This window comes from Leisingera sp. SA215, from assembly GCF_055902035.1.
This window is the reverse complement of record NZ_JBVVXU010000004.1, coordinates 74222-96998: the sequence shown is the minus strand read 5'-3', so window position 1 is coordinate 96998 and position 22777 is coordinate 74222. Positions and strand designations below refer to the sequence as shown.

Here is a 22777-nt window from a genome sequence, read left to right as displayed (position 1 = left end):
ATGTCACTCTGGACCCGCATATCCGACGCGCTGGCCGCACTTGCCGCAGGCGAAAGCCTGTCCGAAGTTTTCGACCGCCTGCGCGCGCCGCCCGAACGCACCGTGGCCTTTGCCATTGCCGTGATCGCGCTTGGCGCCAAGATGGCCAAGGCCGACGGCCAGGTCACCCGCGACGAGGTCACCGCCTTTCGCGAAGTGTTTCAGATCGCCCGCGATGATGAAACCGGCGCCGCCCGCGTCTTTGACATGGCGCGCACCGATGTGGCCGGCTACCAGGAATACGCCCGCCGCATCCACAGCATGTTTGCCGATGATCCCACCACGCTGTGCGACCTGATGGAGGGGCTGTTCCACATCGCCATGGCGGATGGGTTCTATCACCCCGGCGAGAATGAATTCCTCGAGGAAGTAAGCCGCATCTTCGGCCAGACCCCGCAGCAGTTCCAGGCGCTGCGGGCCCGGTTTGTGCCGGATGCGCCCAAGGATCCCTATACCGTGCTGGGCGTCTCGCCGCAGATGTCCAGGGAGGAGATCCGCATGCATTGGCGCAAGCTGGTGCGCGACACCCACCCGGATGCGATGATCGCCCGCGGCGTCCCGGAGGAGGCAGTGCGGCTGGCGGAAAAGCGGATGATCGACATCAACCGCGCCTGGGACGAGATCAGCGGGTGCTGCGGCAATGCGGATCGCAACCTATAATATCGAATGGTTCGCCGATCTGTTCGACAAGAACGACCGGCTGATGCTGGATGGCAAGCCGTCCGGCGTTTACGGCGTTGACCGCTACACGCAGGGGCGGGCCATCGCCCATGTGCTGCAGCGCATCGACGCCGACGCCATCATGGTGATCGAGGCCCCCAACACCGGCCGGACCCAGCGCAGCACCCGCGCGCTGGAGAATTTCGCTGCCGAGGCGGGCCTGCGCGCGCGCGAGGCGGTCAGCGGATTTCCGAACGACACCCACCAGGAAATCGCGCTTCTTTATGATCCCGATGCGCTGGACGCGGTGCATGATGCCCGCGCCAGCGAGACCGCCCCGCTGTTTAACGGCGTGTTCGAGATCGACCTCGATGTTGATGAACGGCTGGACAAGGCGGAGTTCTCCAAACCGCCGCTGGAACTGGCGGTCACCACCCGGGGCGGCACCGCGCTGCGGATGATTGGCGCGCATCTGAAGTCCAAGGCGCCGCATGGGGCCAGAATGCCCAAGGACATCACTGCCCTCGCCATTGCCAATCAGCGCAAGCAGCTGGCGCAGGCGAATTGGCTCCACCGGCGGGCCGCGGAACATGTGGCCGCAGGTGAGCATGTGATCGTGATGGGCGATCTCAATGATGGCCCCGGTTCGGACGCCTACGAAAAACTCTTTGGTCAGTCTTCGGTCGAAATCGTGATGGGCGATTTGCTGAATGACCCCCACGCGCAATGCCTTCTGCCGCCGCGCGCCACCTCGCTGCCCAGTAGCTCGCGGTTCTACAACGCTGAGACCAAACGGTATTTTACGGCACTGCTGGATTATGTGATGATCTCGCACAGCCTGATGGGGTTCGCCCCCAAGTGGCGGATCTGGCACCCGTTCGAGGATGCGGAATGCTATGGCGATGACGAGATGCGGCAGGCGCTGCTCGACGCCTCGGACCATTTCCCGGTGACGCTGGATATTGACCTGGCCTGAGTCGCTGCCTGCGGTGCAGCCATGGCCAGGCCCAATTGACGCAAGTGCCGGATAGCAGTGTGGCCCCCGGACGGCCGCCACTCCAAGGTCACAAAGGCGGCCGGGTTATTTTTCCAGCTTGAACCGGCTTGGATCAGGGTTCATTTTGTTGACCAGCTTTTTCGCCCGCTTTTCCAGATCATCGTTCAGCTTCTTTGTTGCTTCGTCGGTCTTGGCCTTTACCGCCTTGGGGTCGGCCTTCTTGTCCTTTTCCTTGGCCTCGGCTTTGGCTGCCTTTTCGGCCTGTTCCTTTGCCTTCTTGCGTTCGGCGTCGACCTTGGCCTTGGCAGCCTTGAATTTCTTGTCGAAGAGCGACTTGTAATTCTTCTCGATTTCCGCGTTCCGTTTCAGCTTTTTGCCTTTCGGCAGCTCATCCGTCAAAGCGATGTATTCGGCGTAGTTTTCCACGCAGGCATTGACCTCTTTATCGCTGCGTCCGGGCCGCGTTTTCTTGACGACATCCGCCTTGTCTGCTCCGCCTTTCACGGCCTTGCGCGGCAGTTCCACATGCCAGGGATCATCCGGAGCCAGATCCGGCTTCTTGCCGCCCCAGTTTGCCAGTTTGGCGCCCTTGACGGCATCGGCCCATGCTTTGGCAAAATCCGCATAGGACATGATGGCCCAGACTTCCTTCTTTTCGTCGAGGTGGTCGGCATGGGAATACTTGGACGGAAAATAGGTCAGCAGGTTGGTTTTCTTGTGCGGGATGACCTTGGATTTGCCGGCCCGGACGGCCGTGACCGGAACATGGATTGCCGCCCGCCGCATATGGGCAGAGGAGCAGGTGCTGGACCAGCCTTTTATCGCGTAATAGGCTTGCTCGTCCGCTGTGCGCAGGCCGCTGCTTTCGATGGTGTCGCTGATGGCCGCGCTAAAGCTTGGAATCCGTTTTTCCAGCTCGCTTTTTTTCTTGGCCAGCTCCTTTGCATCGGGTTTGCCGCCTTTGGCCTCCTTCTTCGCCTTTTTCTCCAGCTCGGCCTTGGCTTGTTTCACCGCCTCGGTTCTGGCTTTTGTGAAGGCCGCATTTATTTTCGGAACCAGTTTGCCGGCGCGCTCGCTTACTTCCTTGGCAAGCTGATCCGTCAGTTTCTTACTGTCGTCTTTCTTGGCAGCAGGTGCTGCCTTGGCATCTGTCTTTGGCGTATTCATCGTGACGAGCCTCCTGACCTGACGATCCCCGGCAGAGGTTTGCAAGGGGCAGCGTAGTCGCCGCGCCGCCGTAGCGGCAACAGCTTTGTGACCGGGCCATTTGCGCGCAACAGACATTTGCAGCCTGCGCCCCCGGGCCGGATGGTGCCGGGGGGCTGCCGGGCAGCGGCCTGTGTTGCTGTGACTGCGCTTCGTATCTCCTTGGCGCGGCCCCCTGTTCCTGCCGTCAGCCTGTCCCTATATTACCCCTCATGAAACAGATCCTTTTGCCCGCCGCCCTGACCGCCCTGATGTCCGCTCCGCTTGCCGCCCAGGAAGCGGGTGAGGAGGGCGATGCGCCCTCGCTGATGGAACGCGGGGCGGAGCTGTTCTGGGAGGGGCTGCGCGAGGAAATGGCGCCGGCCCTGGAAGACCTGCAAGGCATGATGGAGGAGATCGGCCCCTCGATGGGCGCTTTCCTGGCCGAAATGGGACCGGCCCTGGCGGACATTGCCAAGCAGGTGGAGGACTGGAGCGCCTATGAGCTGCCCGAGATCCTGCCCAACGGCGATATCATCATCCGCAAAAAGCCCAAGGACAATGCGCCCGCGGACAAGGATCAGGGGGATGAGGAAGGCGTCACCGAAATCTGACGCCCGCAGGCCCGGTCATTCGGCGTCAGGCGGCGGCGCGGGCTTGTTGAAGGTCAGGACGATCTCAGCCTCCAGTGCCTTGCCCAGAGCCTGCAGCCTGGCTGCAGCCACTTCGCCGTACAGCGGCCGGGCCGCATCCGGCAGTTCGGCATGCAGAACCCGCTTGCGCGGCTGCCAGCGCAGGGAGCCGATATCGCCGCTGCTGGTCAGCATCAGCATGGCGCCGAACCGCATCGCCTTGCCCAGCACCTCGGCCTCGTGCTGGCCTTTCACATCCAGCAGCGCATAGAGGTTCTCAAAGGCGCTGCCCTGCCGCTTGTTGCTGTAGCGGTGCAGCAGCGCCAGCCCCAGGAACACCCGCTCGGAATGTTTCAGCCCGCCCAGGTTGGCGCGGGTGGCATTGTCGAAACAGACCTCGGCGCGGTAGTCGGGATGGGCGCGCCAGCTGACGTCATGCAGCAGGCAGGCCGCCTTGACCAGCCGCCGCTTGGCAAGCCGGGCACCGCTGAACAGCGGGATCACGAAGTCATAGAGGGTGCCGCCGAAGCCGGGCACGCGGGCATCCTTGGCCTCGGCAAAGCGCGAGGCCTCGATCAGCGGATCGCGGGCGCGCAGGCGCTGCGGCATCTGCTCGTACAGCAGGCCCTCGCGGATGCCATAGCTGGACACCGCGATATCCTTGGGCTTGAAGGTCTTGACCAGCCGGGTCAGCACATCGATCGCATAGGGCACCAGCGACATCCGGCTGGAGGAGATGCCGCAGGCGTCGCGCAGCTTGTCCAGATTGCGGGTCTCGATGTAGCGCGCGGTTTCGCGCACGTCCCTGGCCGTCATCCGGTATTCATGCAGCACCTTCAGCGGATAGCCGCGCCGGTGCATGTCGATCCGGGCAATCGCCCGCCAGCTGCCGCCGACCAGGAACAGGCGGTCGCGCTGCGGGCCCATTTCGCCTTTCAGCTGCTCGATCACCTCCCGGATATGCGCCCTGCGGCCCTTGCGCCCGCCCTTGATGTCGCGCAGCTTCAGCGGCCCCAGCGACGAGGTCAGCCGCCGCCCGACGGTGTTCTCCTGGATCTCCGCCAGCTCCATCGAGGAGCCGCCGATATCGCAGACCAGCCCATAGGCGCCGGGCCAGCCCAAAAGCACGCCTTGCGCCGACAGCCGGGCTTCCTCGCGGCCGTCGATGACATGGACCTTCAGGCCGGTCTCGCGCAGCACCTCGGCGCAGAACTCCGGTCCGTCCGCGGCATCGCGCACCGCCGCGGTGGCGACGGCGGACAGCGGCGGCAGGCCCATGCCCCTGGCCAGATGCTGGAACCGGCGCAGCGCCGACAGCGCCCGCACCCGGCCCTCGGGGTTCAGCCGGCCGCTCTCCGACAGCCCGGCCCCCAGTGCGCACATGACCTTTTCGTTATAGAAATAGGCCGGGCTGCGGGCGGCGCCGTCGAACACCACCAGCCGGACCGAGTTGGAGCCGACATCGACCACCCCCACCCGCGACAGCGCCCGGGCCCCGGGGTCGTTAAAGATCGGGCGGCCGAAGGGGCCCCAATCGGTCTTGGCGGCGGCGGGGTCCTGGGTGACGTTCATGAGGGCTCCGTCTGGCAATCCGCGGTCAGGATGGTCGAAGGCAAGGCAGCGGTCAACCGCTTGCGGATGCGTCATTTTCCGTGGCCTCCTGGCGGATCTCGGACAGCGCCCGCACCGCCAGCGGCCTTGACAGGCTGCGTTTTTCGGCCAGCGACAGGTGGTCCAGCCGCCCGACGATCCGCGCCGCGGCGGCAAAGGAACGGTCCATATGCGCGACCAGATAGGGAATCACGTCCGGCTTCGGGGTGATCTGACGGTCGTTGAACAGTTTCGCCAGCACCACCGCCAGCAGCTGGTCGTCCGGCGGCTGCAGTTCGGCGTGGGTGGCGGCCTGCACCCGGCTTTGCAGATCGGGCAGCGACAGCCCCCACAGGTTCGGCGCGCCGCGGCCGGTCATCACCAGCGAATGGCCGTTTGCCAGCACCATATTGTGCAGATGGAACAGGGCGTTCTGCTGTTCGGTGCGGCCGGCGGTCTGCGGCACGTCCTCGACCACCACGGGGCCCTGCGCCAGTCCCGGCACCGCCTCGGCGGTCAGCGCTGCGGCCGCCAGGATCCGCGCGCCCGACTGGCTGGCCCAGACATGCGCCAGATGGGTCTTGCCGGCGCCCTTGGGGCCGGTCAGCACCAGCTTGCCGCTGGGCCAGGCAAAATGCGGGTCCAGAAGCGCCACCGCCATCGCATTGGACGGGGCGACAAAGAAATCCTCCCGCCCCAGCGCAGGTTTCGCCGGGAGGTCAAAGCTCAGCTGTTGTGCCATGTGACTTATTCCGCCCCTGCGTCCCGGTGGCTTTGCCCCTGATAGAGGCGGCTGTGCAGATACTGCCCGGTCAGGAACCGGGCGACGACCCCCAGCGCGGCGGCGACAGGAACAGCCACCAGCATGCCGACAAAGCCGAACAGGGCGCCGAACACCGACAGCGCCAGCAGCAGCCACACCGGGTGCAGACCGACCGAGCCGCCGACCAGCTTGGGGGTCAGGAAATTGCCCTCGGCGACCTGGCCGACGGCAAAGATGACGGCGACCATCCCGATCGACAGCCAGTCGCCCCAGAACTGGAACAGCGCCAGGCCAATCGCCAGCGCGCCGCCGATCAGGGCGCCGAGATAGGGGATGAAAGTGACCAGCCCGGCGATAAAGCCGACAGCGAGGCCGAAATTCAGCCCCACCAGCATCAGCGCAACGGCGTAATAGGTGCCGAGGATCAGGCAGACGGTGCCCATGCCGCGGATGAACGAGGCCATCACCGTGTCGATCTCGCGGGCCAGGTGGCGGATCACCGGCTGATGGTCGCGCGGCAGCAGCTCGTCAATGCGGGCGACCATGCGGTCCCAATCGAGCAGCAGATAGACCGCCACCACCGGCACGATGACCAGCAGAATCACCACGTTCAGCAATGACACCGCCGACCCCGCGACCGACTGCAGCACCTCGACCGCCCGTGATTGCATTGTCTGCAGGAAGGCGGTGACCGCCTGATGGATGCGGCTGTTCTCCTCAAAGATCGAGGGGAAATGCTCGGAGGCGAAGCTGCGCAGATCGCGCATCAGTTGCGGCAGCACCTGTGCCAGGTCGATCATCTGCGACACCAGCGCCGGCACAACCAGCACCAGCAGCAGCAGGAACACCAGCAGCGCGCCGACCGTGATGAGGGCGGTGGCCGCAGTGCGGCTCAGCCCCCAGGCCTCCAGCCGGTCGGCAATCGGGTCGATCATATAGGCAATCGCCGCGCCCAGGATGAAGGGCATCAGCACACCGCCAAGCGCCCACATCACCACGGCAAACACCACTGCGGCGATGCCCCAGTATTTGAACTGTTTCTGTGCTGGTAGCGCCATGGTCAGACAAGCCGCCCTTTATCCGTTTGGTTCAGGATCTTGACGGGTAGTCTTCCCTGAAGGGGCAGGCGCTTGCAAGGGCTGCGGGCAAATCGCCTGTGGGCAAGCCGGGGATAAGGCGGAAAAGGCCGGGGGCAACCGGGGGGCAACTGGGGGGCAACTGCTGAAGGCTTCCCGCCCCTTGCGGGGCAATCCCTTGGTTCTGGCCAGGTCTGTGCCGCCCTTGCCGCAGCTGAGGGCGATGGTTCCGGTATCAGTTTCGACTCTTGAACGGCGGTTCACGTTCACTTGCCTCAGGACGGGCCGAAAGCGGCATCGCCGCAGGCGCGCGGCGGCGGCCTTTTGCGCGATCTGCGGCCTGCCGCAGCAGCAGGCCTGAATACCGGATTAGGCGATTTCTGAATTTAATGCGACACTTGGCAAATCGTCCACGAGAAAAAGGGAAGGCGTCATGCCAAAGGCAAAGAAAATGCTCGATCCCGATCCGAGGGTCTGGGACTTCGAGACAGAACATGAGCTTGGCCAGGACAACATCCGGCCGTTCGGCCTCGATATCCATAATCCGGTCTTTTTGATTTCCAGCGTTCTGATCGCGGCGTTTGTGCTGATTGCGCTCGCCAATCAGGAGGCTGCAGCGGTCTTTTTCGGCTGGCTCCGGCCCTGGCTCACCAGCACCTTTGATTGGTTCCTGGTGCTGTCGGTGGATGCGATCACCCTGTTCTGCCTGGCGTTGATCGTTCTGCCGGTCGGCGCGGTCCGGATCGGCGGCAAGGATGCGACGCCGGATTATTCCTATGCCGGGTGGATTGCGATGATGTTCGCGGCCGGCATCGGCATCGGCCTGCTGTTCTTCGGTGTGCTTGAACCGGTCTATTACAACTTCTCCGAAGGCGGGGCAGCCCGGCCCCTGAACATCGACATCACCCAGCCGGGCAATGAATACATCGGCATTGTCGGCACCATCCACCATTGGGGTCTGGAGGGCTGGGCGGTCTATGCCGCAGTTGGCCTGTCGCTGGCGATCTTCTGCTACAACCTTGGCCTGCCGCTGACCCTGCGCTCGGCCTTTTACCCGATCCTGGGCGAACGGGTCTGGGGCTGGTGGGGCCACGCGATCGACACGCTGGCGGTGTTTGCCACCCTGTTCGGGCTGACCACCTCGCTGGGCCTGGGGGCGCAGCAGGTGGCGGCCGGGTTGTACGAGGTCTTTGGCATCGAACCGTCCCCGACGGTGGTTGTGCTTTTGATCATCGGCATCACTGCGATTGCGCTGGGCTCGGTGCTGCTGGGCATGGATGCCGGCGTCAAACGGCTGTCGGAGATCAACATGGTGATGGCGGTGGCGCTGTTCATCTTTGTGATTCTGGCCACCGGTGTTGTGTCGGCCATCACCCGTTATTTCAGCGTGATGGCGGATTACGTGATGCTGCTGCCGGAACTGTCGAACCCGTTCGGGCGCGAGGACACCAGTTATTTCCACGGCTGGACCACCTTCTACTGGGCCTGGTGGATTGCCTGGTCGCCCTTTGTCGGCATGTTCATCGCCCGCATTTCCAAGGGCCGCACGGTGCGTGAATTTGTGCTCTGCGCGCTGATTGCGCCCACTGCGGTCTGCGCGCTGTGGATGTCGACCTTTGGCGGCGGTGCCATCGATATGCTGAATGCCGGCGGCGCCGAGGGCGTCAAGGCGACGGTGATCGACAGCTACAAGCCCGAAGGCGCGCTGTTCGGCTTCCTGAAGGAGCTGCCGCTCTATTCGATCGTGGCGCCAGTGTCGCTGGTGCTGATTGTGATCTTCTTTGTGACCTCGTCCGATTCCGGCTCGCTGGTGATCGACACCATCACCGCGGGCGGCAAGATGGATGCACCGGTGATCCAGCGGGTGTTCTGGTGCACGCTCGAAGGTCTGGTGGCGATTGCGCTGCTGCTGGGCGGCGGGTTGTCTGCGCTGCAGGGGGCGGCGGTGTCAACCGGCATCCCGTTCACGCTGGTGGTGCTGATCATGTGCTACTGCCTGTGGCTGGCGCTGCGGGCCGAGCGGGCGAAGATGTAGTTCAACCCGGAAGACCGCGTGATTGACGTGATAGAACTGCGGGCGCTCCGGCGCCCGTGTTTTTTTGCTGCGATCGGGCATGCTGCCCAACACAAGGCCCGTGCCTGACCTTGGGGAGGCGTGAAGCGCCTTCCCGGGGGGAAGGTCAGGCGCGGGCCGTGCCGCTGCGCGCCACGCCCCCGGAGAAATCCTGCCAACGCCGCTCTTTGACTTGCACGGTTAGGTGCGAGGGGCTCCGCCCGTCCGAACCTCAAACGCTCCCCCGGAGCGTTTGCCGCTGCGCGGACCAGTTCGAACTCCCGGGGGGAAGTCAGGCGCGGGGTGTGCGGCTGACGCCGCACGCCCCAATGGGTACACCGCCAGCGTGACCTTCCAAGGCACCGGCCTCAGCGAAGGGCTCCGCCCGTCTGTCCTTCCCGATGGTTGGCTTCCCAAGCAGGGGCTTTTTATCAGGAAAAGAACATCCCCTTGCCCGCATCCCTCACAGCCACTAAACCGGGCGGGACCCCGACCACACATCATTGATGGAGCCAAGATGCGCCTGTCCCGCTATTTCCTGCCGGTTCTGAAGGAAAACCCCTCGGAAGCCCAGATCGTCAGCCACCGGCTGATGCTGCGCGCCGGGATGATCAAGCAATCCTCCGCCGGGATCTATTCCTGGCTGCCGCTTGGCTTCAAAGTCTTGAAAAAGATCGAAAGCATCGTCCATGACGAGCAGATCCGCGCCGGCCACATCCCGATGCAGATGCCGACCATGCAGTCCGCCGACCTGTGGCGCGAGTCGGGCCGTTACGAGGCTTATGGCCAGGAAATGCTGCGGATGAAGGACCGGCATGACCGCGATATGCTGTTCACCCCGACCGCCGAAGAGCTGATCACCGACATCTTCCGCGCCCATGTCAGCAGCTACAAGGACCTGCCGCTGACGATGTATCAGATCCAGTGGAAATTCCGCGACGAGATCCGGCCGCGGTTCGGCGTGATGCGCGGCCGTGAATTCTATATGAAGGACGGCTACAACTTCGACCTGACCAAGGAAGACGCGCTGCACGCCTACAACCGCCATCTGGTCAGCTACCTGCGCACCTATGAGCGGATGGGGCTGCAGGCGATCCCGATGCGCGCCGATTCCGGACCTATCGGCGGCGATGACACCCATGAATTCCTGGTGCTGGCCGACACCGGCGAGTCGGAAGTGTTCTATGACAGCGCCGTCACCGATCTGACCTTTGGCGACCGCGAAATCGACTATGACAGCGTCGCGCAGTGCCAGGGCGTGCTGGAGGAGTTCACCTCGAAATATGCCCGCACCGACGAGACCCACGACGAAGCCCTGTTCAATCAGATCCCCGAGGAGCGCCGCCGGGTGGCGCGTGGCATCGAAGTGGGGCAGATCTTCTATTTCGGCACCAAATATTCCGAGGCGATGGGCGCCACTGTGCAGGGACCGGATGGCAAACCGGTGCCGGTCCACATGGGCAGCCACGGCATTGGCGTGTCGCGCCTTTTGGGGGCGATCATCGAGGCCAGCCATGACGACAAGGGCATCATCTGGCCCGAGGGCGTGACGCCGTTCCATTGCGGTATCGTCAACCTCAAGCAGGGCGACGACGAGGCGGACGCCGCCTGCAACCAGCTTTATGCGGCGCTGACGGCGGCCGGGCTGGACCCGCTTTATGATGACCGCAAGGAACGGGCAGGCGGCAAGTTTGCCACCATGGACCTGATCGGCCTGCCGTGGCGCATCACGGTCGGCCCGCGCGGGCTGAAGAACGGCGTGGTGGAGCTGACCTCGCGCCGCAGCGGCGAGAGCGAGGAGCTGAGCCCGGAAGAGGCGGTGAAGAAGGTGGCCGCGGTCTATGCCAAGCATCCGACCGGCCGCGGCTTCTGAGCGCCGGTCACCCGCTTGAAATGATTGCAGGAACAAGGGCGCGGCTTCGCGCCCTTGTTTGCATGTCCGGGGGCAAGAGTTTTCAGGAAAACGCTTGGCAAATCTTTTTCGCAGAAGATTTGGCTGGGCTGCGGTGGCCGCTTTCTGCCGTGGCTGGCGGATTATCCGGCCGATCTGCAACCACATCTTGACCCCGCGCGCCGGGCAGCACAGGTTGCAGGCAAATTTCCCGGGCAGGACCGCATATGGCCACGACACCTCCGCCGTTTTCACGTTTCGAATGGATCATCGCCTGGCGGTACTTGCGCGCCCGCAAGGCCGAGGGCGGGGTCAGCGTGATGACCTGGATCAGCTTGATCGGCATTACGCTTGCGGTGTTTGCGCTGATTGCAACGCTGGCGGTGCGGTCGGGCTTCCGCTCGGAGTTTGTCGGCACCATCCTGGGCGCCAACGCGCATGTGACGCTGTATTCTTATGGCGAGGTGACCGAGGCCGGGGTGCTGGACCGCTCGCTGACGGATTATGAGGCGCTTGCTGAAACGGTGGCCGCTGTCCCCGGCGTCACCCGTGCAGCGCCGCTGGTCAAAGGCCAGGTGATGGCGAACCTGCGCCAGCGCAACGCAGGTGTCGAGGTGTTCGGGATTTCGGCTGCGGACATCAAGGGCATTCCCGGTGTGGCCCAAAGCGAGGAGGCGCTGGGCGATCTGGCGCGGTTTGAAGACGGCATCGCCATCGGCTCGGGGGTGGCGCGCGAACTGGGGGTGGGCCTGGGCGGCAAGATCAAGCTGATCTCGCCCAACGGGGTCAAGACCGCCTTTGGCACCAGCCCGCGGGTCAATGCCTATGAGGTGGTGTATATCTTCACCGCCGGGCGCTGGGACATCGACCGCACCCGCGTCTACCTGCCGTTTGCCGAGGCGCAGAGCTTCTTCAACCGCGAAGGCGCGGCGGATGAGATCGAGGTGATGGTCGAGGAGCCGGAAGACGTCGATGCGATCGCGGCCGCGATCCTGGCGGCGGCAGGCGGCACCGCGGGGGTGTGGACCTGGCGCGATGCCTCGGGCGGGTTCCTGCGGGCCTTGGAGGTCGAGGACAACGTGATGTTCATCATCCTGTCGATCCTGGTGCTGATCGCGGCGATGAACATCGTCTCGGGCCTGATCATGCTGGTCAAGAACAAGGGCCGCGACATCGGCATCCTGCGCACCATCGGTCTCAGCGAAGGCTCCGTCATGCGGGTGTTCTTCATCTGCGGCGCCTTTACCGGGGTGCTGGGCACGCTGTTCGGCGTGCTGCTGGGCTGCCTGTTTGCGCTTTATATCGATCCGATCTTCTCTTTTGTGAACTACCTGATGGGCGGCGGGGTCTGGGATCCGTCGATCCGCGGCATCTATGCGCTGCCGGCCGAGCTGCGTGCGGGCGATGTGCTGTCGGCCGTTGCCCTGTCGCTGGGGCTGTCGTTCTTTGTGACCATTTTCCCGGCCCGCCGCGCGGCGCGGCTGAACCCGGTGGAGGCGCTGCGCTATGAGTGAACCGACGCTGGAGCTGACCGGGATCAGCAAATCCTATCTGCAGGGCACGCCCGGTCAGGTCGAAGTTCTGCGCGGCGCCGATCTGGCCTTGCAGGCGGGCGAGGTGGTGGCGCTGGTGGCGCCCTCCGGTGCCGGTAAATCGACACTGCTGCATATCGCGGGCCTGCTCGACACGCCGGACGCGGGCGAAGTGCGGGTTGCGGGCGAGGACGTGACCCGCAAGGGCGACCGCCGCCGCACCCGCGTGCGCAGGCAGGAAGTGGGTTTTGTCTATCAGTTCCACCATCTGCTGCCGGAGTTCACCGCGCTGGAAAACATCGTGCTGCCGCAGCTGGCCAATGGCGCGGCGCAGAAGGCCGCCGCGGCGCGGGCAACGGATCTTTTGGCCGCTGTCGGCCTTGCGGGCCGGGCCGGTCACCGCCCGGCGGCACTGTCGGGCGGCGAGCAGCAGCGGGTTGCCTTTTGCCGGGCGCTGGCCAATGCACCGCGGGTGCTGCTGGCGGATGAACCGACGGGGAACCTTGATCCCGGCACCGCGGACCAGGTGTTTGCTGCGCTGATGGAGCTGGTGCGCGGCACCGGCATGTCGGCGCTGATTGCCACCCACAACCTGGAATTGGCCGCGCGCATGGACCGGCAGGTGAAACTGCAGGACGGTCTGCTGGTGCCGGTCTGAGCAAACTGCGCCTTGGCGGCGCAGGGCCTCCGGCGGGAGTATTTGGGGAAAGGTGAAGGCGGGCGCCAGGGGCGGACTGCGCGCGGCGCCAGCGGAACCTTGCCGGGAGCCCCAGGGCAGGACTATGGCCGGGAGCGGCGGTTTGCTATCAGGTGTTCAAACCGGGCCTTTCAGGATAGGCTGACCGGGGATGCGCAGAAAGGGCTGAGACGTGGTGAATTCGGTAATCGAAAAAGATGTGACTATTGAGGGCAATATCACCTCCAGCAAAGGCAGTGTCGAAGTCCGCGGGCGGGTGATCGGCGATCTGTCGGCGCAGGCGGTCACGGTGCATGCGGGCGGCACGGTTGACGGCGCCCTGAGCGCGAAGTCGGTGACCGTTGAAGGCATCTACAGCGGCAAGATCGAGTGCGAGGACCTGCGGCTGGCGGCCAGCTCGCAGGTAAAGGCGGATGTGTCTGCCCACAGCATGGCCACCGAAAGCGGCGCGCAGGTGGAAGGCACAATCCGGATCGCCGGCAAGAAGGGGTAAGGGCAGGCGGCGGGCTGCCGCTGCTGAAACACCGGATGTTTCCGCATTGCCCGCCCCCCGGTCACGCCATCTGGGTGATCCAGACCCCCAGCGCCATCACTGAAATACCGGCTGTGCGGGTCAGGGTCAGGGGGCTGATCCGGGCGCCGAACAGTCCGAAGTGGTCAATGGCCGCCGCTGAGATCAGCTGGCCGATCAGCACAAAGAACACCGCGTTGCCGACCCCGAAATGCGGCGCCACATAGGTGATGGACAGCACGTAGAAGGCCACCAGCACACCCGCCAGCAGCAAGTGTTTCGGTGCCGCCGGGATTTTCGACAGGGCCTGCGGTCCGGCGATCAGGCAATAGATAAGGGTCGAAACCAGCGCGATCAGGAACAGCACCACAGCGGCTGAGGCGGGAGAGCCGATCAGCTTGCCCAGGGCCGCATTCAGGGCGGCCAGAACCGGAATGCCAAGGCCCGCGGCCAGCATGATGAGGGCGTATTGAGTCAAGGGCCTGTGCCTTTCGTGGTTGCAGGACCGTTCTGGACACAATCGGCCTGCGGGGACAACTGCGACGTTGCGGCGCCGGACTCCGGTGTGAAACCCGGCCCGGAAGAATCGGCTTTCCATACCTGGTTTCCGCAACCGCTCGCAGCGCCGGGAAACGCAGGGTCAGTCGCAGATGCCGCGCAATCCGGCGTCTTTCCAGGGCAGGTAGACATCGCTTTCGCGGCTTTGCGGCAGGGCGCTGACGGGCATTGCCGCCGCCAGCATCCCGTGCAGCCGGCGGGTCCGTGCCGCCTGCGGCGCCAGGGCGCGGCAGCAGACGTATTCCTCGATGATGGCGCCTTGCTGCTCAAAACCATAGGTGAGGAAATCCGGCTCCCCCTCCAGGTCGAACAGGTAGGGATCGCGGCGGCCGCCATGCTCGGCGGCGGCGCGCAGCGGGTGGTAGCCGGTTTGCCTGCGGTTCTGCCACTGCCAGACATGGGTCGCCTCATGCGCCAGCAGCATCGCCTCGACCAGGTGCAGCTTGTCCGGGTAGTCCGGCAGGTAGTCGTCGCTGTACCAGTCCCGGACGAAAAAGATCCGGTTGAACAGCGCAACCGCGGCGGGGGAGGAGGTGACGACCTCGTCGGTGACCGGCGGCAGGATGCGCTCGCGGCAGGTGACGCGCGGGCGCTGTGAGCGGCGGAAGGTGATGGCGGCAACCGGCGCGCCCTTCACGATGCGGAGCTTGCCGGCGTCCAGGCTGGAGCCGTGCAGCCCGGCCAGATAGGCGCGTTCCGTGTCCGTCAGCGGGCGGCCGCAGGCGGAGACAGCCAGAAGGGCAAGAAGCAGAAAGCGGATCATCCGGTCGCGGCCATCCGGTCAGCAGCTCATCGCCAGCACGCGGCTGATGTCAGTCAATGTGCGGCCCGATTGTTCCATCCAGGTGTTGAAGGCGGCCTGCACCGCTTTCATCGCAGTCTTGGAGGCGGCGGGTTTTCCGATCACCCCTTCGGCGATCAGCCGGGCGGTGACGTCCTGGGACAGGATGAAACTGTCGCGGCCGGCAAAGCGCATGGCGTATTGGCCGGTGCTGCCGCCCAGCCGGCAGCCGCGTTTCCGGAGCATCTCCAGCAGGCCGGTGTAATCGGTGGAGGGCCAGCCGCCCAGAACCTGGCCCGCACCGCCGTCCGCGCGCAGGTCCATCAGGAAGGCGGCGTTTTCGCGCACGCTGGCCAGTTTGGCGCCGTTCCTGACCACCCGGGTATCCTGCAGGATCCGGTCGAATTCCTCTTCAGCCATAAAGGCGCAAGAGCCGGGGTCGAACCGGTGAAAGACCTCCTCAAACCCGTCCCACTTGGCCTCGATCACCTGCCAGTTGAAGCCCGCCTGGAAGATGCATTTGGTCATGGTTGCCAGCCAGCGGTCTTCGGGCAGGGCGGTGGCATCGGGGCCGGGTCTGGTGAGTTTCGCCTCCAGCGCCTTTGCGCCGCCGTGGCGGTCTGCGGCGATGGCGTGGATCTCGTCGAATGTTCGCATGGCAAATCCCTGAGCGTGCCGGAAGAGGTTAGCGGCGCGCGCGCAGCTCGACAATCGATTTGCCGAGCCGGAACGGGGCCGCAAAGCTGACCAGGCACAGCGCGATGATCTGCCAGACCAGGATATCGGCGTTGGCCTGCAGGTATTCCCATTCGTCCTTCAGCTTGGAGACATGGGCGATGAGGGCGTCATAGGCGCGGGCGATGATCAGGTAGTCGCCGGCAATCGCGGGCACCTTGCGGCGCATGTTGTCGACGGCGGCCTGGGCGGTGCCGTCCAGCGCGGTGAAGACCAGGAAGGCGGCCGGGTCAAAGGCGCTGGCCTGGGCTTTCATCTCCTGCATCGCGCCGGTGCTTTCTGCGCCGCTGCCGAACAGGAAGCGGAGGCCCTGCAGCGGCGCGACTTCATCGGTCACCGCGATGAACAGCGGCAGTTCGGCGTTGCCGGCGGTCGAGGCGGAGAGGAATTCGACCTTTTCGCACAGGACCGCGATGTCGGTGTCATAGGCGGGGTCGCAGAACCTGAGCCGGAACCGGGCGGCGTCGCGGTCGAAGGCGGCGGTGGCGGCATAGGCGATGTCGATCTGGCGTTCCAGCCTGGATGAGTCGGCGGCGTAGATGCCGGAGATCACCGCGGCCAGCGCGCCGAAGCCGCCGAGCACCACCCAGACCAGATCCGCCAGTTTCCAGGCGCGGTGGCCCGCGGGTTTGCGGAACAGGAAGGCGGTGCCGATCAGGCCGGCCAGGAAGAACAGCAGCAGCAGGGGCAGCTGGTTGTCTGCGATAAAGGACATGCCCGGATCTCTTTTGCGTTGTTGCTGTCGGGATAAGTTTAGGAACAGGACGGGGTTTCAGGCAACCGCGCTCACGCAGGTGTCATGCGGCGGCGTGCGTGCATGGGTTGGGCCGGGCGGGAGGCGGGCTCCGTCCGGGGATCTGCTGCCTGGGGCCGGGGGGCCGGTATATGCGCAAGGCCGTGTCGTGCTGGCCGGGTCAAAGGAGGCGGCGCCGCCAGGATGGCGGAGGGCCGGATGGGGATCGCAAGGCCCCATGTCCGCTTGAAAGCTTCCTGTTTGCGGACCCCTCCCTGCACCCGATGAAGAGGTGGTCTTTGGGGGTCCGTATCTCCTGCTGGTGCGGGGTGTCAGTCCGCACCGGTGCCGCGACGCATTGCAGTATGGCAGGCCTGGGTTAAGGGCGCGCAAGCGGGGCGTGCGGTGGTTTGGGGCTTGGCGCAACGGGGGCGGGCCGGTTTGACCGGGCCGCTTGCGGCCTAACGTTGGATGCCTCCCCTCTCGGCGGCAAAGCCGCCTGCCGGGCAGGGGGCGGGAGTATTTGGGGAAGGTGAAATGGGTGGCGCTGTGCCCCCTTTGGGACCTGGCGCGCAGCGGCACGGTCCGCGCCTGACCTTCCCTTCGGGAGTACACGCCGGTTCCCGCAGGGACAAACAGTCCGGGGGACTGTTTGAGGCGTGGATGGGCGGAGCCCCTCGCAACCAACAGTGCAAGTCAAAGAGCGGCGTTGGCAGGATTTCTCCTGGGGCGTGGCGCGCAGCGGCACGGCCCGCGCCTTGGGCTTCGCCCGTTCAGGCCTGAAACGCTCCCCCGGAGCGTTTCCGCGACGGCCTTCACTCCCCCCGGGAAGGCGCATTCGCGCCTCCCCAAGGTCAGGCGCGGGCCTTGTGGTGCGGGAGGCTGGCAGGAAGGGTGTATTTTAAAGTTCCGCAAAGTAGTCTTCGTCTAAGCTTTTGATGTGAACGGTGGAGCGAGTTTTTACACCTACATTGTGATCGATCATCAATTGCGCCAAAAGTTGACCATCAATAAGGACTATGCGCTGTTGTACTCTATCGATGTAGGACGTGGCTTCTTTCGAAAAGTCAGATGTAGTAACAAAGACGCCTTTCGTCGCACTTTCCCCTGTAAGCGAACCGACGAACTTTTGGATGTCTGGCCGACTGACCTTGTTTTCAATAGCGTAGCGTTTTGCTTGTATGTAAACTGCGTCAAGTCCCAATGCGTCTTCATTTATGACACCGTCAATGCCACCATCTTTGGAAGTTGGGGTTAATAGTTGATTTTCTGATCGCCCCTTGCCAAAGCCCATAGCGGCAAGAAGCTCCAGGATTAGTTGCTCAAACCGTGTCGGTGAAACCTGTAGAAGGGCTGAAATCAAGTCGTCTCGAAGAGCAGCATTTAGTACTTTGCTGGAAGATTGAATTGCGTCTTCTGGTGTTTGGTCATCCTCAGTTCGTGCTTGCGAACTTGGTTCTGAACTGCTGTCGCGCTTGTTGCTCTCGAACCAGTTATTAAATTGCTCGAGCTCTTTTAAAGATTTTACGTCAATTCGTGAAGGGCGGGTTGAGAGGATTTTAAGCCCTAGGCCGGTGATTTGATGGAAGCCGCGTTTGGGCGACTCTAGAAGGCCAGCTTTGCCCAAATAAGTTCGCGCCCAATGCGCGCGATTATATAAAACCGTTTGGCCGCTAGGCAGGGTTTCTAACGCTTCTTCATCAGTGATATTAAACTGGGCGCGGAGTGGTTGGATGCATTCCTTTATACTAGTTTTGCCATCTGCAAAAAGTTGAAGTACGGGAAGCATTAATGTTTGGTAATCTGGTACGGGCATAATTTATTTGTCCTGTAAGGTGGTTCTGATCCTCCCTCAAACATCCAGCTCCTCCACGAACTTCGCGTTTTCCTGAATATACTGGTAGCGCAGTTCGGGTTTCTTGCCCATCAGCTGTTCGACCAGCTCGCCGGTCTCGCCAGGTTCGTCCTCGTCGATGGTGACGCGGATCAGCTTGCGGGTGGCGGGGTCCATCGTGGTCTCTTTCAGGTCCTTGGCGTCCATTTCGCCAAGACCCTTGAAGCGGCTCACGTCGATCTTGCCCTTGCCGCCCAGGCCCTTTTCCAGCCAGGCGTCGCGTTCACCCTCGTCCAGGCAGTAGACGCGGCGGGCGCCCTGGGTCAGGCGGAACAGCGGCGGGCAGGCGAGGTAGAGGTGGCCGCCGTCGATCAGGGGCCGCATCTGGGTGAAGAAGAAGGTCATCAGCAGCGAGGCGATATGGGCGCCGTCGACGTCCGCATCGGTCATGATGATGATCTTGTCATAGCGCAGATCGTCAAGGTTGAACTTGGTGCCGGTGCCGACGCCAAGCGCCTCGCACAGATCGCGGATTTCGGCGTTGGTGCTGATCTTGTTGGAGGCCGCCCCCAGCACGTTCAGGATCTTGCCCTTCAAGGGCAGCAGCGCCTGATTGACCCGGTTGCGCGCGCCCTTGCCGGAGCCGCCGGCCGAGTCGCCCTCGACAATGAACAATTCGGTGCCGGAGCGGTCTTTCGAGGTGCAGTCGGTGAGCTTGCCCGGCAGCCGCAGCTTCTTGGTGGCGGATTTGCGCTGGGTCTCTTTCTCCTGCTTGCGGCGCAGCCGTTCCTCGGCGCGCAGGACCAGGAAATCGAGGATGGCGCCGGCCGATTTGGTGTCGGCGGCAAGCCAGTTGTCGAAATGGTCGCGGACCGAGTTTTCCACCATTTTGGAGGCCGCTTCGGTTGAGAGGCGGTCCTTGGTCTGGCCGACAAAGGCCGGGTCGGCGATGAAGCAGGAGACCAGCGCGCAGCCGCCCGCCATCAGGTCGTCGCGGGTGATCTGGGCGGCCTTCTTGTTGCCGGCCAGCTCGCCGTAGGCCTTGATGCCCTTGAGGATCGCGGCCCAGAAGCCGGCCACATGGGTGCCGCCCTCGGGGGTGGGGACGGTGTTGCAATAGGACTGGGTGAAGCCGTCGCGCGACGGGGTCCAGTTGATCGCCCATTCGACATAGCCGGGGGCGTTGAATTTCTCGCGGAACTCGACCTTGCCGGCAAAGGGCGCGTCGGCATAGACGGAGGATTTGCCCAGCACCTCGGTCAGGTAGTCCTTGAGGCCGCCGGGGAAGTGGAAGGTGGCCTCGGCCGGGGTCTCGCCGTCGTCGATCAGGGTCTTCCAGCGGATTTCGACGCCGGAGAACAGATAGGCCTTGGAGCGCACCAGTTTGAACAGGCGGGCGGGCTTGAAGCGGTGCGAGCCGAAGATTTCCTCATCCGCGTGGAAGGTCACGAAGGTGCCGCGCTTGTTGGGGGCGGCGCCGATTTTTTCCACCGGCCCCAGCGGCAGCCCGCGCGAGAAGCGCTGTTCGAACAATTCCTTGTTCTTGGCGACCTGCACCACCAGCGAATCCGACAGCGCGTTCACCACCGAGGAGCCGACGCCGTGCAGCCCGCCGGAGGTCTGATAGGCCTTGCCGGAGAATTTGCCGCCCGCGTGCAGGGTGCAGAGGATCACCTCAAGCGCGGATTTGTCCGGGAATTTGGGGTGCGGGTCGATCGGAATGCCGCGGCCGTTGTCGGTGATGGTGACGGAATAATCCGCGTTCAAGGTGACCTCGATGCGGTTGGCATGGCCCGCGACGGCCTCGTCCATCGAGTTGTCGAGGATTTCGGCGACCATATGGTGCAGCGCGCGCTCATCGGTGCCGCCGATGTACATGCCGGGGCGCTGGCGGACCGGTTCGAGCCCTTCCAGAACCTCGATAGAGGAGGCGTCATAGGTGTCGGCTGCAGGCGTGCTGAGGAGGTCGTCGGCCATGTGCGGGAACTGCTCTTCCTTGGTGTTGATTGGCAGCCATTATGGCAGGTGTCGTGGCCGGGTGGAAGAGGCACGCAAGGGGCTGTGGATAAGGCACCCGGGGCGGCCGGAGAAGCAAAGTTTTCAGACTATCGAAGAAACGTTCCGGTTAACCGGCTGCGTCGATATTTCCCGTGCAGGGACGGGGCCTGCGGGCTAAACCCCGGCCAGCGGACGGCATGAGGAGGGCGCGCGGGTGGCTGAAAAGGGGATCAAGACGCAGGACTGGGCGGCGTTCCGGGAGGAGGCGCAGCGGATGCTGGAGGCGGCTCTGGATCAGATGCAACAGGCCGCGGAGCACCCCTGGCAGCCGGTGCCTGAGGACATCGATGGGCGCTATGCGGTGACGGCGCAGGCGCAGGGGCCGCGGGCGGCGGTGGACCGGATCATCCGCGATGTGCTGCCCTATCATGGCGGCAACACCCATCCGCGGTTCTGGGGCTGGGTGCAGGGGTCAGGGTTGGCAACGGACCTGATCGCTTCGGTCGCGGCGGCGGCAGTGAATGCCAATATGGGCGGGCGCGACCACGGTGCGAACTACATGGAACGCGCGGTGGTGGATTGGACGCGCCGCAAGATGGGGATGCCCGAAGGCGCAAGCGGGCTGCTGGTCACGGGCACCTCACAGGCCACCGTGATCGGCTTTCAGGCGGCGCGGCTGCGGGTGATGAAGGATCTGCGCAAGTGTGGCCAGGGCGGTGTGCGGCTGACCGCCTATGCCGGCGAGGGCGTTCACAATGCGACGCTGAAGGCGGTGGAACTGCTGGGCATTGGTTCGGACAATCTGCGCATGGTGCCCTTGCAGGCTGGGCAGATCGACTGTGCGGCTTTGGCCCGAATGGTGGCAGAGGACAAGGCCGCAGGGGCGCTGCCCTTTTTGGTGGTGGGCACCGCCGGGTCGGTGGATCTGGGGCTCTATGATGATCTGAATGCGCTGGCGGATGCGGCGTCCGGTCTGGGGCTGTGGCTGCATGTGGACGGGGCGTTTGGCGCCTGGACGCGGATCGCGGCGGAGCCGTGGCGGTCCTTGTCCGACGGGATTGGACGGGCCGACAGCATCGCGCTGGATTTCCACAAGTGGATGTATGTGGGCTATGACTGCGGCATGGCGCTGCTGCGCAATGAGGAGGAGCACCGGGCGGCGTTTTCGGCGCGGCCGTCGTATCTGGAAGGGGCCGAGCGCGGGCTGGCGGGCGGCGAGCCGTGGTTCTGCGATTACGGCATTGATCTGAGCCGCGGCAACCGGGCGCTGAAGATCTGGACCGCGCTGGAGACCTATGGCGAGGCGGCGTTTTCCGAGGCGATCACCGGCAATTGCGCGCTGGCGGCATATATGGCGGCGCAGGTTGAGGCGCAGCCGAAGATGGCGCTGGGGGCGCCGGTGGTGTCGAATGTCTGCGTGTTCACCGCCCGCAGCGATCTGGAGCCTGAAATGCAGTCGGAGGTGAATGCGCGGATTGCCCAGACCCTGCAGGAAAGCGGCGAGGCGGTGTTCTCCACCACCCGTTCGCAGGGCCGGGTGATGCTGCGCGCCGCGATCACCAACCACCGCAGCCGCGAGGCGGATGTGGCAGCGGCGGTTGCCGCGGTGGCGCGGGAGGCGGCGGTGTGAGGCGTTGAGAGGCGCCAGATCGCTTGCAAGGGCAGCCGATCTGCGGCGTCCGGTTTCATTTTTGCTTGGGGCGGGTGCGATCGCCGAAAGATCCCGGCGGCAGGGGAAAGGCAAGGGGCGCTGCCCCTCGCTCTTGCGGCCTCATCCCGGAGTATTTTCCACCAGAACGAAGCTGCCGGGCTGAAGCCTGCCGGTTCCGGGCCCGGCAGTTGCGGGGCTGCGGATTGGGGCGTAAAGCTGGGACCATGAAACATTTGGTTCCTTTGCTTGCCGCTGCGCTGCTGGCCCCGCAGGATGCCGGGTCGCATCCGCATATTTTTGTCGATACCGCGCTGAAGGTGATCGTTTCCGATAGCGGGCAGTTGCAGGCGGTGGAAATCACCTGGGCCTATGATGAGTTCTATTCACTGCTGATTTTCGAGGACCGGGGGCTGGACAGCGATTATGACGGCGTGCTGACCGCGGCGGAGCTGGCCGGGCTGCAGGGGTTTGACATGGCGTGGACCGAGGGGTTTCAGGGCGACACCTATCTCACCCATGACGGTGCTGCGCTGGCGCTGGGGGCGCCGGAGCATTTGTCCACCGAAGTTGCCGAGGGGCGTATCACCACCCGCCACCGGCGCGTTCTGGTGCAGCCGCAGGCAGCGCATGGGGTGATGATCAAGGCCTATGATCCGACCTATTACACGGCCTATACCCTGACTGGCGGGCTGGCGGTTTCGGGCGGCTGCCAGGGGCGTGTCACGCCGCCGGATCTGGACGCGGCCTATACCAAGGTTGAAGAGCTGCTCTATGCGATGCCGGCGGATCAGGCGGAGGCGGTGTATCCGGAGGTCGGCGAAGCCTTTGCCGACACTGTGCAGTTGAGCTGCGGGGCGTAAG

20 protein-coding genes are annotated in these 22777 nt (G+C 64.2%); 10 read left to right on the top strand and 10 right to left on the bottom strand.

From position 1 onward, the window contains the following. Window positions 1-699 carry a molecular chaperone DjiA gene (locus AC0KW6_RS06260; protein WP_323778465.1) on the top strand — a complete coding sequence of 233 codons (699 nt, stop codon included), beginning with the start codon at window positions 1-3 and terminating at the stop codon, window positions 697-699. Continuing rightward, the gene (locus AC0KW6_RS06255; RefSeq protein ID WP_323778466.1) at window positions 680-1675 is read left to right on the top strand and encodes an endonuclease/exonuclease/phosphatase family protein; all 996 of its coding nucleotides are present in this window, start codon (window positions 680-682) and stop codon (window positions 1673-1675) included. Before AC0KW6_RS06260 ends, AC0KW6_RS06255 begins: the two co-directional genes overlap by 20 nt. Window positions 1676-1780: 105 nt before the next feature. Here AC0KW6_RS06255 and AC0KW6_RS06250 read toward each other — a convergent pair whose 3' ends face one another. After that, window positions 1781-2863, bottom strand: coding sequence for a hypothetical protein (locus tag AC0KW6_RS06250; RefSeq protein ID WP_323778468.1), 1083 nt, complete (start codon window positions 2861-2863; stop codon window positions 1781-1783). A 251-nt stretch (window positions 2864-3114) separates the two neighbouring features. Between AC0KW6_RS06250 and AC0KW6_RS06245 the strand changes: the two genes are divergently transcribed. Further along, window positions 3115-3495 (top strand): hypothetical protein, encoded by a 381-nt coding sequence (locus tag AC0KW6_RS06245; RefSeq protein ID WP_323778469.1) that lies wholly within the window; start codon window positions 3115-3117, stop codon window positions 3493-3495. Window positions 3496-3510: 15 nt separating this feature from the next. Here AC0KW6_RS06245 and AC0KW6_RS06240 read toward each other — a convergent pair whose 3' ends face one another. The 3 genes from AC0KW6_RS06240 to AC0KW6_RS06230 are packed head-to-tail and all read right to left on the bottom strand — an operon-like array spanning window position 3511 to window position 6924. Beyond that, complete coding sequence (locus AC0KW6_RS06240) at window positions 3511-5085, bottom strand: Ppx/GppA family phosphatase (RefSeq protein ID WP_323778491.1); 1575 nt, start codon at window positions 5083-5085, stop codon at window positions 3511-3513. 52 nt (window positions 5086-5137) lie between these two features. Next, the gene (locus AC0KW6_RS06235) at window positions 5138-5845 is read right to left on the bottom strand and encodes an HdaA/DnaA family protein (RefSeq protein WP_323778470.1); all 708 of its coding nucleotides are present in this window, start codon (window positions 5843-5845) and stop codon (window positions 5138-5140) included. Between the two features lie 5 nt (window positions 5846-5850). Continuing rightward, entirely contained in the window at window positions 5851-6924 is a 1074-nt protein-coding gene (locus AC0KW6_RS06230; RefSeq protein WP_474034441.1) for an AI-2E family transporter, read from the bottom strand. Between the two features lie 451 nt (window positions 6925-7375). Between AC0KW6_RS06230 and AC0KW6_RS06225 the strand changes: the two genes are divergently transcribed. From AC0KW6_RS06225 to AC0KW6_RS06205, 5 genes are all read left to right on the top strand, one after another. After that, complete coding sequence (locus tag AC0KW6_RS06225; protein WP_323778474.1) at window positions 7376-8977, top strand: BCCT family transporter; 1602 nt, start codon at window positions 7376-7378, stop codon at window positions 8975-8977. 535 nt (window positions 8978-9512) lie between these two features. Then, window positions 9513-10868 carry a proline--tRNA ligase gene (proS, locus tag AC0KW6_RS06220; protein WP_474034440.1) on the top strand — a complete coding sequence of 452 codons (1356 nt, stop codon included), beginning with the start codon at window positions 9513-9515 and terminating at the stop codon, window positions 10866-10868. Window positions 10869-11113: 245 nt separating this feature from the next. Further along, on the top strand, window positions 11114-12400 hold the full coding sequence (locus tag AC0KW6_RS06215; RefSeq protein ID WP_323778476.1) for a lipoprotein-releasing ABC transporter permease subunit: 1287 nt from the start codon (window positions 11114-11116) through the stop codon (window positions 12398-12400). Beyond that, entirely contained in the window at window positions 12393-13076 is a 684-nt protein-coding gene (locus tag AC0KW6_RS06210) for an ABC transporter ATP-binding protein (protein WP_474034439.1), read from the top strand. The genes AC0KW6_RS06215 and AC0KW6_RS06210 overlap by 8 nt, the downstream gene beginning before the upstream one ends. Before the next feature lie 211 nt (window positions 13077-13287). Beyond that, window positions 13288-13608, top strand: coding sequence for a bactofilin family protein (locus AC0KW6_RS06205; protein WP_323778480.1), 321 nt, complete (start codon window positions 13288-13290; stop codon window positions 13606-13608). 61 nt (window positions 13609-13669) lie between these two features. Here AC0KW6_RS06205 and AC0KW6_RS06200 read toward each other — a convergent pair whose 3' ends face one another. The 6 genes from AC0KW6_RS06200 to parE form a co-directional block, all read right to left on the bottom strand. Then, window positions 13670-14104, bottom strand: a complete 435-nt coding sequence (locus tag AC0KW6_RS06200) for a DMT family transporter (protein WP_323778481.1) — start codon at window positions 14102-14104, stop codon at window positions 13670-13672. Window positions 14105-14266: 162 nt separating this feature from the next. Continuing rightward, a complete protein-coding gene (locus AC0KW6_RS06195) occupies window positions 14267-14947 on the bottom strand; it encodes a hypothetical protein (RefSeq protein ID WP_323778483.1) in 681 nt (226 codons plus the stop codon). Between the two features lie 18 nt (window positions 14948-14965). Beyond that, a complete protein-coding gene (locus tag AC0KW6_RS06190; protein ID WP_474034438.1) occupies window positions 14966-15622 on the bottom strand; it encodes a DNA-3-methyladenine glycosylase I in 657 nt (218 codons plus the stop codon). Between the two features lie 28 nt (window positions 15623-15650). Further along, window positions 15651-16415, bottom strand: coding sequence for a hypothetical protein (locus AC0KW6_RS06185; RefSeq protein ID WP_474034437.1), 765 nt, complete (start codon window positions 16413-16415; stop codon window positions 15651-15653). A gap of 919 nt (window positions 16416-17334) precedes the next feature. Beyond that, the gene (locus tag AC0KW6_RS06180) at window positions 17335-18249 is read right to left on the bottom strand and encodes a restriction endonuclease (RefSeq protein ID WP_474034436.1); all 915 of its coding nucleotides are present in this window, start codon (window positions 18247-18249) and stop codon (window positions 17335-17337) included. Window positions 18250-18285: 36 nt separating this feature from the next. Continuing rightward, a complete protein-coding gene (gene parE / locus AC0KW6_RS06175; RefSeq protein ID WP_474034435.1) occupies window positions 18286-20244 on the bottom strand; it encodes a DNA topoisomerase IV subunit B in 1959 nt (652 codons plus the stop codon). A gap of 235 nt (window positions 20245-20479) precedes the next feature. Here parE and AC0KW6_RS06170 point away from each other — a divergent pair, with 235 nt between their 5' ends. Beyond that, window positions 20480-21895: a pyridoxal phosphate-dependent decarboxylase family protein gene (locus AC0KW6_RS06170; RefSeq protein WP_474034434.1), complete on the top strand. Its 1416-nt coding sequence runs from the start codon at window positions 20480-20482 to the stop codon at window positions 21893-21895. A 245-nt stretch (window positions 21896-22140) separates the two neighbouring features. Then, a complete protein-coding gene (locus tag AC0KW6_RS06165) occupies window positions 22141-22776 on the top strand; it encodes a DUF1007 family protein (protein WP_474034433.1) in 636 nt (211 codons plus the stop codon). Window position 22777 lies beyond the last annotated feature (1 nt).

Excerpts from the sequence above, each read along its gene's own strand:
- AC0KW6_RS06180 (WP_474034436.1), bottom strand. The coding sequence starts at position 18,249 with ATGCCCGTACCAGATTACCAAACATTAATGCTTCCCGTACTTCAACTT.
- AC0KW6_RS06245 (WP_323778469.1), top strand. The coding sequence starts at position 3,115 with ATGAAACAGATCCTTTTGCCCGCCGCCCTGACCGCCCTGATGTCCGCT.
- AC0KW6_RS06235 (WP_323778470.1), bottom strand. The coding sequence starts at position 5,845 with ATGGCACAACAGCTGAGCTTTGACCTCCCGGCGAAACCTGCGCTGGGG.
- proS (WP_474034440.1), top strand. The coding sequence starts at position 9,513 with ATGCGCCTGTCCCGCTATTTCCTGCCGGTTCTGAAGGAAAACCCCTCG.
- parE (WP_474034435.1), bottom strand. The coding sequence starts at position 20,244 with ATGGCCGACGACCTCCTCAGCACGCCTGCAGCCGACACCTATGACGCC.
- AC0KW6_RS06215 (WP_323778476.1), top strand. The coding sequence starts at position 11,114 with ATGGCCACGACACCTCCGCCGTTTTCACGTTTCGAATGGATCATCGCC.
- AC0KW6_RS06250 (WP_323778468.1), bottom strand. The coding sequence starts at position 2,863 with ATGAATACGCCAAAGACAGATGCCAAGGCAGCACCTGCTGCCAAGAAA.
- AC0KW6_RS06230 (WP_474034441.1), bottom strand. The coding sequence starts at position 6,924 with ATGGCGCTACCAGCACAGAAACAGTTCAAATACTGGGGCATCGCCGCA.
- AC0KW6_RS06165 (WP_474034433.1), top strand. The coding sequence starts at position 22,141 with ATGAAACATTTGGTTCCTTTGCTTGCCGCTGCGCTGCTGGCCCCGCAG.
- AC0KW6_RS06260 (WP_323778465.1), top strand. The coding sequence starts at position 1 with ATGTCACTCTGGACCCGCATATCCGACGCGCTGGCCGCACTTGCCGCA.
- AC0KW6_RS06225 (WP_323778474.1), top strand. The coding sequence starts at position 7,376 with ATGCCAAAGGCAAAGAAAATGCTCGATCCCGATCCGAGGGTCTGGGAC.
- AC0KW6_RS06240 (WP_323778491.1), bottom strand. The coding sequence starts at position 5,085 with ATGAACGTCACCCAGGACCCCGCCGCCGCCAAGACCGATTGGGGCCCC.
- AC0KW6_RS06195 (WP_323778483.1), bottom strand. The coding sequence starts at position 14,947 with ATGATCCGCTTTCTGCTTCTTGCCCTTCTGGCTGTCTCCGCCTGCGGC.
- AC0KW6_RS06190 (WP_474034438.1), bottom strand. The coding sequence starts at position 15,622 with ATGCGAACATTCGACGAGATCCACGCCATCGCCGCAGACCGCCACGGC.
- AC0KW6_RS06210 (WP_474034439.1), top strand. The coding sequence starts at position 12,393 with ATGAGTGAACCGACGCTGGAGCTGACCGGGATCAGCAAATCCTATCTG.
- AC0KW6_RS06185 (WP_474034437.1), bottom strand. The coding sequence starts at position 16,415 with ATGTCCTTTATCGCAGACAACCAGCTGCCCCTGCTGCTGCTGTTCTTC.
- AC0KW6_RS06255 (WP_323778466.1), top strand. The coding sequence starts at position 680 with ATGCGGATCGCAACCTATAATATCGAATGGTTCGCCGATCTGTTCGAC.